Source organism: Corynebacterium sp. HMSC11E11, assembly GCF_001807025.1.
In the GTDB taxonomy this organism is placed as follows: domain Bacteria; phylum Actinomycetota; class Actinomycetes; order Mycobacteriales; family Mycobacteriaceae; genus Corynebacterium; species Corynebacterium freneyi.
In genome coordinates this window covers 82,357-91,517 of sequence record NZ_KV787131.1, presented here as the reverse complement: position 1 = coordinate 91,517, position 9,161 = coordinate 82,357, and the positions used below count along the sequence as shown (strand labels likewise).

Sequence of the window (9,161 nt, the reverse complement as noted above, 5' to 3'; positions counted from 1 at the left end):
CCTTCGGGGCGGGCTTGGGGCCCGGCTTGGCCGCACCCGGCTTCGGGCCCGGCTTGGCGGCGGCACCCGGCTTCGGGCCGGGCTTGCCGGTAGCCGGCTTCGCGTCGCCGTCGGCTGGCTTGGCCTCCTTGGCCGCGTAGAGCTGCTTCATGCGCCTGACGACGGGGGGTTCCACCGTCGACGACGCGGTCTTGACGAATTCGCCCTGCTCCTTGAGCTGGGCGAGAAGTTCCTTGCTGGTGACCCCGAGCTGCTTTGCGAGCTCATGGACACGGAGCTTTCCGGACACTTTTCTCCTCACTTGCGGAGTCGAACAGTGCCGGGCGGGTTCGTTTCCCCGCGCATTGGCCTACTGCCGACTCCCGTTATCGGTTGCCGTTCATCGCTGATGCTTCATCGTGCGCTCATCAGTGTTCAGGTCTTTCCGTTGGTCGGTTCCCGGTCGCCGGATCCGAGGCGTGCGGCATCGGTTTGCGCCTCGAGGGTTTCGAGGTACTCGCGGACCGGGTTCGCGTCCGCGTTGGCGGACACCTTCAATGCGCGGCCGAACGCGCGGCGCTTGTCGGCCACCGCCCATGCGTCGAGCGTGGGGGTGATCCAGGCACCTCGTCCCGACATTCGTCGTCGGGGATCGGGGACGACGCGGGTGGCGTCGCCGTCACGGCGGGCCACCATCCGCAGCAGTCGCCCTTCGGGCAGCTTGGTGCGGGTGGCGATGCAGGTTCGTTCGCGTTCGACGGAGTGCGGGGCGTGGTCGTCCCGGATCGTCGTCATGCGCAAACGCACCTGTCCTTTCACCGTCTCGTCTTCGTTGGCCGTCTTACAGCCTAACCCGAAACGGGCCCCGAATCCCAACCCCGGGGTTTTCCGGCGCGGCGGGACGGTCGCTTTACGACGGCCCGCCGGGGCGCTTATTCGGCGTCGGAGTGGATGTCGATGCGCCAGCCCGTCAGTCGCGCGGCGAGGCGGGCGTTTTGGCCTTCGCGGCCGATGGCGAGGGAGAGCTGGTAGTCGGGGACGACGACCCGGGCCTGCCGCTCCTCCTCGTCGAGGATCTCGACGGAGACGACCTTGGCCGGGGCCAGGGCGTTGCCGACGAACTTCGCGGGGTCCTCGTCGTAGTCGATGATGTCGATCTTCTCGCCGCCGAGTTCGTTCATGATGGCGCTGACGCGCTGGCCGCGCGGGCCGATGCAGGCGCCCTTGGCGTTGAGTCCCTTGACGGTGGCGCGGACGGCGACCTTGGAGCGGTGGCCGGCTTCGCGGGCGATGGAGACCAGCTCGACGGCCTCGTCGGCGACCTCGGGCACCTCGAGTTCGAACAGCTTGCGCACGAGCTCGGGGTGGGTGCGCGACAGGTTGATGGCCACGCCGCGCGGGGTCTTGTTGACGCCGACGACGTAGCACTTGGTGCGGTCGCCGTGTTCGAGGGTTTCGCCCGGCAGCTGTTCGGCCGGCAGGAGGATGCCGTCGCGGCCGTTGGCCTCGGAGCCGATGTGGACGATGACGATGCCCTTGTCGTTGGCGCGGACGTCGCGCTGGACCACGCCGGAGACGATCTGGTTTTCCAGGTCAGCGTACTCGCCGAAGACCTTGTCGCTTTCGGCGTCGCGCAGCCGCTGGAGGATGGTCTGCCGCACGGGGTAGGCGGCGATGCGCCCGAAGTCCTCGGGGGTGTCGTCCCATTCGGCGACGAGGTTGCCCTCTTCGTCGCGTTCCTGGGCGAAGACCGTGACCTCGCCGGTGTCGTAATCGATGTCGACTCGCGCGTACTCAGCCGGCGAGTCGGTGCCCCGGTAGGCCTCCCGCAGCGCGCGGCCGAGCAGGCCCATCATTTCGCCGAACGGGATGTTGCGTTCCTTTTCCAGCGTGCGCAGGGCGGCGAGTTCGATCTTCACTTGTCCAGTTCCTCCAGCCGGGTCACGGCGTCGTCGAAATCCAGTCCGGCCAGGTCGAGCTCGACCGCCGGTGCCTTAGAGAACTCAATTTCTACCACCGCCTGCGCGACCATGGCCAACTCGAGAATCGCGCCGGTCGCCTTGGGGCGGCCCTTGGGTCCGGTGGAGGTGACGATGATCACCCGGTCGCCGTCTTCGTCGAACGCGCCGATGCGGCCGACCAGCTGGCCGCCGTCGTCGAGCCGGATGCGGACCAGGCGGTTGCGGTTGCGGCGCCAGTGCCGCGGGGCGGTCAGCGGCGCCGACACTCCGGGCGTGCTCACTTCGAGGGTGTATTCCTTCTCGCCGAAGTCGATCTCGCCGGCCGCCTCGGCTTCGTCGAGGGCCGCGGAGATGTCGCGGGTGACGGCTTCGATGGCGTCGAGGTCGGGGGCGTCGTCGCCGTCGACGAGCACGGTGACCCGCGACATGCGTCCGGCGCCGGTGACCTTCAGGTCCTCGATGTCGAGGCCGCGGGCGGCGGCTGCGGGGCGGATGACGTCGGCGATTGCTTCTGCGGGGGGAAAGGCCATGCCGTGCAGTCTAGCCCCCGCCGACCGTGGCACGATGGACGCGTGATTGACCCGACTGCTCCCCTGCCCCGCCGCGCGTTCCTCGCGGGTGCCGCGGGCCTCGGCGGTGCGTTGACGCTGGCCGCCGCGGGCTGCTCCCCCATTTCCGGCCCTTCCGCGGATCCCGTGGTGGAGGCGGCGTGGGCGCTGGCCCTGCGCGACGTCGACGTCCTCGGCGACGCGGCACCGGCTGCCGCGGATGTGCGCCGCACCCAGGCCGATGCGTTGGCCGCGGAGGTCACCCGCGCGTGCGGAGTCCTCGACGACGGCACTTCCCCGGAGGAGTGCGTCGCCGCCCCGTCTCCCCTGCCGGCGGCTCCGGCCCCGGCCGATGCGGAGTCGGTTCTGCGCGATTCCCGCGGCTCGTCTTTGCTTTACGACGCCCTGTCGTCCGGCCGTGCGCTGCGCGACCCGTACGAGGCGGCGTTGGTCTCCGCCGTCGACGGCGGCGTGGTGCTGTCGCTGCGGGGACTGGACGTCGGCTGGCGTGACCTCGTGCCCGAACACGCCGACGAAGAGGGAATCGACGGCGACGACGCCGCAGCCTTCGCCGACGCCCTCATCGCCGAATACGCGCTGGTCTACGGCATGGGCGTGGCGGCTCCCCGCATCGCACCGGAGTTGCGCGAATCGACGGCGACCAGCGCCGACCGCCACCGCATGCTGCGCGATCGGGTCATCTCGATGCTCGAGGACGCCGACGTGGCCGTGCCGGTCGCCGAACCCGGGTACTCCGTCGTCGACGGCGCCCCCGACCCGGAGCGGGACGCCGCCGGGTTCGCCGCGGCACTCGAGGATTCCTGCGCCGAGGCCTGGCGGCGCGCGCTCATGGAGGCGAAAGAACCCGCCGCCCGCGCGTTTGCGCTGCAGGCGGCGGGTCTGTGCCACGCCGGTGGTGCGGTCTTCCGCGGCGACGGAGCCGCCGCACTGCCGGGCCTGTCGGCTACTTGATCAGGGCCAGCACCGAGTCCACGGCGTCGTCGTAGTCGATCTCGGCGGTCTCGCCGCCCATGCGGTCGCGCAGCTCCACCTTGTGGTCGGCGAAGCCGCGGCCGACGACGACCACGACGGGCATGCCCAGCAGCTCGGAATCCTTGAACTTCACGCCCGGGCTGACCTTGGGGCGGTCGTCGAAAAGCACGGACACGCCGGCGGCGTCGAGCTGCTCGGCCAGCTTCTCCGCCGCCTCCGCCGCCGCGGCATCCTTGTTCGCGATGACGACGTGCGCCTGGAACGGCGCCACCGACGCCGGCCAGCGCAGGCCGCGGTCGTCGTGAAGCTGCTCGGCCAGCACCGCCACCAGACGCGACACGCCGATGCCGTAGGAACCCATCGTCGGACGGGAACGCTTGCCGTTGACGTCGAGGATGTCGACCTCGAAGGCATCGGTGTACTTGCGGCCCAGCTGGAAAATGTGGCCGATCTCGATGCCGCGCCGCAGCGTCAGCGTGCCCTCGCCATCCGGCGCGGCGTCGCCCTCGCGGACCTCGGCGGCCTCGATGGTGCCCGTCGGGTGGAAATCGCGGCCGCAGACCAGATCGACGACGTGGCGGTTGGCTTCGTCGGCGCCGGTGATCCAGGCGGTGCCCTCCACGACGCGGGGGTCGACGTACAGCGGGACCTCGTTGGCCGCCAGACCACGCGGGCCGATGTAGCCCTTGACCAGGAAGGGGTTCGCCGCGAAGTCCTTGTCCTCCAGCAGCCGCACCTCGGCGGGCTCCAGGCCGGCCTCGACGCGCTTCATGTCCACCTCGCGGTCGCCGGGCACGCCGATGCCGGCCAGCTCCCACTCGCCGCCCGGCTGGCGGATGGCGACCATGACGCACTTGAGGGTGTCGGCGGCGGTGACCTCGCGGCCCAGGCCCGCCTCCTCGGAGTTCGCCCACTCGACCAGGGCGTCGATGGTGGTGGCTTCCGGGGTGACGTGGACGACGGCCTCCGGCTTGCCCTCGATGGGCTCGGCCGGCGGGGCCGGGGTGGTCACGGCTTCGACGTTGGCGGCGTAGTCGGAGGCGGTGGAGCGCACGAACGTGTCCTCGCCGGACTCCGACACCGCCAGGAACTCCTCCGACGCCGAACCGCCCATCGCGCCGGACGTCGCCGAGCAAATGACGTACTCCAGGCCCAGACGGTCGAAGATGCGCCGGTAGGCGCCGCGGTGCAGCTGGTACGACTCCTCCAGGCCCTCGTCGTCCATGTCGAAGGAGTAGGAGTCCTTCATGATGAACTCGCGGCCGCGCAGGATGCCGGCGCGCGGGCGGGCCTCGTCGCGGTACTTGGTCTGCACCTGGTACAGGGTGACCGGGAAATCCTTGTAGGAGCTGTACAGGTCCTTGACGGCCTGGGCGAACATCTCCTCGTGCGTCGGGCCGAGCAGGTAGTCGGCCTTCTTGCGGTCCTTGAGGCGGAACAGGTCGTCGCCGTACTCGGTCCACCGGTTGGACACCTCGTACGCCTCGCGCGGCAGCAGCGCCGGGAACGCGATCTCCTGGGCACCGATGCCGTCCATCTCCTCGCGGATGACGGTCTCGATGTTGCGCAGCACCTTCAGGCCGAGCGGCAACCAGGAGTAGATGCCGGGGGCGTGGCGCCGGATGTAGCCGGCGCGGACGAGAAGCTTGTGGCTGGGCACTTCGGCATCGGCCGGGTCGTCCCGCAGCGTGCGCAGGAACAGCCGAGACATACGCGTGATCATGGCGGCTACTCTACCGCCCGCGGCATACGGCGGCGGGCATGGGGCGGCCCGTGCGTCGGCGGTCGTCGGGCACGGAATCGGGACGGTTAAAGTCGGTGTCCATGTTGATCCTTTTGCCGCCGTCCGAGTCGAAGTCGACCGGCGGTTCGGGCGCACCCCTGGATCTGGCGGGCCTGTCGTGGCCGGAGCTGACCGACGTGCGCCGGACCATCGCCGACGACCTCGTCGCCCTGTCCGCCGACCGCGACGCCGCCATGGCCGCGCTGAAGCTCGGGCCGAAGCTGGTCGGGGAAGTCGACGCCAATGCCGCGTTGTTCACGTCCCCGACCATGCCCGCCTTGGATCGGTACACGGGCGTGCTTTACGACGCACTCGACGCGGAAACCCTCTCCTCGGCCGCCCGGAGCCGGCTGGCCGTCGGTTCGGCGTTGTTCGGCGTCGTGGGAGGCGAAGACATGATCCCCGCGTACCGGCTGTCGGGCGGCTCGAAGCTGCCCGGTGCCGACGGGGCCGCCCCCACCATGCGCGCCCGCTGGGGCACGGCCATCACCGAGGCGCTGACCGGCGGCGACCACGGGCTCATCGTCGACCTGCGGTCGGGCGCCTACATGAACCTGGGCAAGGTCCCCGGTGCGGTGACGGCCACGGTGCTCACAACGGAGGGCAAGGTCGTCTCGCATTTCAACAAGCACCACAAGGGTCTGCTCGCCCGCGCCCTGGCGGAGGCGGCGGGACCGGTCGACTCGCTCGACGACGCCGTCGCCGTGGCCCGCGACGCCGGACTCGATGCGAAGGCCGACGACGGCGGGATCGTCGTGACCGTGCCCGCCTAACGGCCCAGGGCCACCACGTCACCGATGATGATGACGGCCGGGGGCTTGACCTCCCGCCCGACGAGGGTCTCGCCGAGGGTGCCCAGATCGCAGTGCAGCACGCGCTGGTTTTCGGTCGTGCCCTCCTGGATGATCGCGGCGGGCGCGTCGGCGGCGCGGCCGGCGGCGATGAGCGCCTCGGCGATCTTCGGGCCGTTCTTCACGCCCATGATCACCGCGAGCGTGCCCTTGAGCTGCCCCAGCGCTTCCCAGTTGACCAGCGACGTCGGGTGCCCCGGCGGCACGTGGCCGGAGACGATGGTGAAGTCGTGGTTGACGCCGCGCTGGGTGACTGGGATGCCCGCGGCGGCCGGCACGGAAATCGCCGAGCTGATGCCGGGCACCTCGGTGACGGGGATGCCGGCCTCGCGCAGGGCCGACAGTTCCTCGAACCCGCGGCCGAACAGGTACGGGTCGCCGCCCTTGAGGCGCACGACGAACAGGCCCTGCCGCGCGCGGTCGATGAGCAGTTCGTTGATGCGCTCCTGCGCCATCGCACGGCCGTAGGGCAGCTTCGCGGCGTCGATGATCTCGACGTCGACGTCCAGCTCCCCCAGCAGAGACAGCGGGCCGAGGTGGTCGGCGAGGACGACGTCGGCCAGGCGCAGCAGGCGACGCCCCTCCACCGTGATGAGGCCGGGGTCGCCCGGCCCGCCGCCGACGAGGGCGACGGTGCCGGCGAGGTGACCGGCCCGGGAGGCCCGGCGGCCCTTGAACGCCTGGGCGTGCTGGGCGGCGCCGTCGGTGGCGTCGTCGACGAGCACGCCGTGCAGGTTGGACTGCACCATGACCTCGCGCAGCAGATCCGGGTCGGTGACGACGACCATCCGCTTGCCCCACAGCATCGCGGGCGTGAACGGCGTGCGCCACAGCTGGATGCGGCCCCGTTCCGCCCACCCCTCGATGGCCGGCGAAATCTCGCCGCCCTCGCACACGATGACCTCGGCGCCCCCGCCGACCAGTCCCGGGATGACCCGTTCGGCCGTGGTGGACGCGCCGACGACGAGGACGCGGCTGCCCTTCAACATCAATGTCATGAGGGGATCTTATCGCCCGGCGCCCGGTCCCCGCGCATCGGCCCTCAGCGGCAGGCGTCGACGAAACTGCGCAACACCGACGGCGCACCGGCGGGGTGAACGTGCAGGTAAGACGCGTGTACGCGGCCGTTCGGGGAGACGAAACCCTCGGTGACGGTCTCTCCGCCCCAGCCGCGCCAGCCCCACGCGCGGGTCCATCCGGCGGCGTGGGCGGCCCGTTCGGTGCCGGGGTCGAGGCGGGTTTTGTGAAACTCGTGGCCGGTGACCCTCCCGCCGACGCCGCCGAGCGGAGAGTCCGACAGCATCGTCGCGGTGCGGTAGCCGAGGCTGAGCCTGCCCATCGACGCGGAGCCGGGAATGACGCCGCACATGGCGTGCCCGCCCAGCGATTCCAGCAACCACAGCAGTCCGGCGCATTCGGCGTGGACGGCGGCGCCGTCGGCGACCAACGCGCGCACCGCCGCCGCCAGGTCGTCGCGCGCGGCGAGACCGGCGGCGTGTTCTTCCGGGAAACCGCCCGGCACGACGAGCCCGTCGGCGTCGGGAAGATCGTCGACCAGCGGGTCGAACACCTCGACCCGGGCGCCCGCGGCGGCCAGCAGCTCGGAGTGTTCGGCGTACGCGAAGGTGAAGGCGGGCCCTCCGGCCAGCGCGATGCGGGGGCCGTCGCCGTGCGCCGCTTCGCCGCCGATCGCCTCAGCCGGGTCCCACGGTTCGGACCCCGGCCGCACGTCGGCCAGGGACACGACGGCGTCGAGGTCGACGTGCTTTTCGACGAGGTCGGCCATCATCGCCACCGCCGCACGGGCCTCTGCACCGCCTTCCGCGGCCGTGACCAGGCCCAGATGACGCGAGGGCACCTCGATGCCGTCGACGCGCGGAATCGCCCCCAACACCGGAACCCCGACGGCCTCCACGGCATCGCGGACGACGGTTTCGTGACGGTCGGAGCCCACCCGGTTGATGATCGCCCCGGCGACGTGGACCCGGTCGTCCATCGTCGCAAAGCCATGGACCAGGGCCGCGGCGGATTGGCTCATGTGCCGCGCATCGACGACGAGGATGACCGGCATGCCCAGCAGCCGCGCGATTTCGGCCGTCGAGGCGCTCGCGTCGAGGGGATCGCCGCCGATGCGGCCGTCGAACAGCCCCATGACGCCCTCGACGACGCCGACGTCCAATCCCCTCGCACCGTGGGCGTACAACGGGCGGATCGCGTCGGCGCCGCACATGACGGAATCGAGGTTGCGGCCCGGCCGGCCCGCGGCGATGGCGTGATAACCCGGATCGATGTAGTCGGGGCCCACCTTGAACGGCGCCACGGACATCCGGCGGGCCAACGCGGCGATGAGGCCGGTGGCGATGGTCGTCTTGCCGGTGCCCGACGCGGGCGCCGCGATGACGACGCCCGGGGCGAGCCGATCTACCACTCGATGCCCTTCTGCCCCTTGCGGCCGACGTCCATCGGATGCTTGTGCTTGGTCATCTCCGTGACCAGATCCGCGACCTCGATGAGCTTCGGGTCGGCGTCGCGGCCCGTGATGACGACGTGCTGGCGGCCCGGACGATTGGCCAGCGTCTCGGCGACGTCGTCGACGTCGACCCACCCCCACTTGATCGGGTACGTGAACTCGTCGAGGACGTAGAAGTCGTGCTCCTCCGCGGCCAGGCGGCGCTTGATCTCCGCCCACCCCTCGGCGGCGGCGCGGGCGTGGTCCTCCTCGGTGCCCTTCTTGCGGGACCAGGACCAGCCCTCGCCCATCTTGTGCCACTGCACCGCGCCGCCTTCGCCGGTGTCGTCGTGAAGCTCGCCGAGGCGCTTGAACACGGACTCCTCGCCGACCTTCCACTTCGCCGACTTCACGAACTGGAACACGCCGATGTCGAGCCCCTGGTTCCACGCGCGCAACGCCATGCCGAACGCTGCGGTCGACTTGCCCTTGCCATGACCGGTGTGGACCGCGGTGATGGGCAGCTGGCGGCGCTGCCGCGTCGTCAGCCCGTCGTCGGGAATGTTCTTCGGATCAACCTGTCCCTGTGCCATGGCC

General features: G+C 70.8%; 10 protein-coding genes. 2 read left to right on the top strand and 8 right to left on the bottom strand.

Annotated features, from left to right (window positions below; genetic code table 11):
- From HMPREF3121_RS04760 to rimP, 4 genes are all read right to left on the bottom strand, one after another.
- A partial coding sequence (locus tag HMPREF3121_RS04760; protein ID WP_210387250.1) for a translation initiation factor IF-2 N-terminal domain-containing protein occupies positions 1-289 on the bottom strand: 289 nt, incomplete at its 3' end.
- A 125-nt stretch (positions 290-414) separates the two neighbouring features.
- Positions 415-774 carry a YlxR family protein gene (locus HMPREF3121_RS04755; protein ID WP_070520351.1) on the bottom strand — a complete coding sequence of 120 codons (360 nt, stop codon included), beginning with the start codon at positions 772-774 and terminating at the stop codon, positions 415-417.
- 137 nt (positions 775-911) lie between these two features.
- Positions 912-1,898: a transcription termination factor NusA gene (gene nusA, locus HMPREF3121_RS04750; protein WP_070520349.1), complete on the bottom strand. Its 987-nt coding sequence runs from the start codon at positions 1,896-1,898 to the stop codon at positions 912-914.
- Positions 1,895-2,470: a ribosome maturation factor RimP gene (gene rimP, locus HMPREF3121_RS04745; RefSeq protein ID WP_070520346.1), complete on the bottom strand. Its 576-nt coding sequence runs from the start codon at positions 2,468-2,470 to the stop codon at positions 1,895-1,897. The genes nusA and rimP overlap by 4 nt, the downstream gene beginning before the upstream one ends.
- A gap of 42 nt (positions 2,471-2,512) precedes the next feature.
- Between rimP and HMPREF3121_RS04740 the strand changes: the two genes are divergently transcribed.
- Entirely contained in the window at positions 2,513-3,460 is a 948-nt protein-coding gene (locus HMPREF3121_RS04740) for a DUF4439 domain-containing protein (protein ID WP_083291275.1), read from the top strand.
- On the opposite strand, the gene HMPREF3121_RS04735 is transcribed toward HMPREF3121_RS04740, so the two are convergent.
- The gene (locus HMPREF3121_RS04735; protein ID WP_070520341.1) at positions 3,453-5,204 is read right to left on the bottom strand and encodes a proline--tRNA ligase; all 1,752 of its coding nucleotides are present in this window, start codon (positions 5,202-5,204) and stop codon (positions 3,453-3,455) included. The two genes, HMPREF3121_RS04740 and HMPREF3121_RS04735, sit on opposite strands and share 8 nt — an antisense overlap.
- Positions 5,205-5,305: 101 nt before the next feature.
- Here HMPREF3121_RS04735 and HMPREF3121_RS04730 point away from each other — a divergent pair, with 101 nt between their 5' ends.
- On the top strand, positions 5,306-6,037 hold the full coding sequence (locus HMPREF3121_RS04730; protein WP_070520338.1) for a YaaA family protein: 732 nt from the start codon (positions 5,306-5,308) through the stop codon (positions 6,035-6,037).
- Here HMPREF3121_RS04730 and cobA read toward each other — a convergent pair.
- Genes cobA through cobO form a run of 3 tightly spaced genes read right to left on the bottom strand, consistent with a single transcriptional unit; the run spans position 6,034 to position 9,157 of the window.
- Positions 6,034-7,113 carry a uroporphyrinogen-III C-methyltransferase gene (gene cobA / locus HMPREF3121_RS04725; RefSeq protein ID WP_070520335.1) on the bottom strand — a complete coding sequence of 360 codons (1,080 nt, stop codon included), beginning with the start codon at positions 7,111-7,113 and terminating at the stop codon, positions 6,034-6,036. The genes HMPREF3121_RS04730 and cobA overlap by 4 nt on opposite strands.
- Before the next feature lie 44 nt (positions 7,114-7,157).
- Positions 7,158-8,543 (bottom strand): cobyrinic acid a,c-diamide synthase CobB, encoded by a 1,386-nt coding sequence (locus HMPREF3121_RS04720; protein ID WP_070520333.1) that lies wholly within the window; start codon positions 8,541-8,543, stop codon positions 7,158-7,160.
- Positions 8,537-9,157 carry a cob(I)yrinic acid a,c-diamide adenosyltransferase gene (cobO, locus tag HMPREF3121_RS12360; RefSeq protein WP_070520389.1) on the bottom strand — a complete coding sequence of 207 codons (621 nt, stop codon included), beginning with the start codon at positions 9,155-9,157 and terminating at the stop codon, positions 8,537-8,539. The genes HMPREF3121_RS04720 and cobO overlap by 7 nt, the downstream gene beginning before the upstream one ends.
- Positions 9,158-9,161: the final 4 nt, after the last annotated feature.

Bases quoted from the DNA above. Each gene is read 5' to 3' on its own strand.
- HMPREF3121_RS04755 (WP_070520351.1), bottom strand. From the start codon at position 774: ATGACGACGATCCGGGACGACCACGCCCCGCACTCCGTCGAACGCGAA.
- rimP (WP_070520346.1), bottom strand. From the start codon at position 2,470: ATGGCCTTTCCCCCCGCAGAAGCAATCGCCGACGTCATCCGCCCCGCA.
- HMPREF3121_RS04735 (WP_070520341.1), bottom strand. From the start codon at position 5,204: ATGATCACGCGTATGTCTCGGCTGTTCCTGCGCACGCTGCGGGACGAC.
- HMPREF3121_RS04730 (WP_070520338.1), top strand. From the start codon at position 5,306: ATGTTGATCCTTTTGCCGCCGTCCGAGTCGAAGTCGACCGGCGGTTCG.
- cobA (WP_070520335.1), bottom strand. From the start codon at position 7,113: ATGACATTGATGTTGAAGGGCAGCCGCGTCCTCGTCGTCGGCGCGTCC.
- cobO (WP_070520389.1), bottom strand. From the start codon at position 9,157: ATGGCACAGGGACAGGTTGATCCGAAGAACATTCCCGACGACGGGCTG.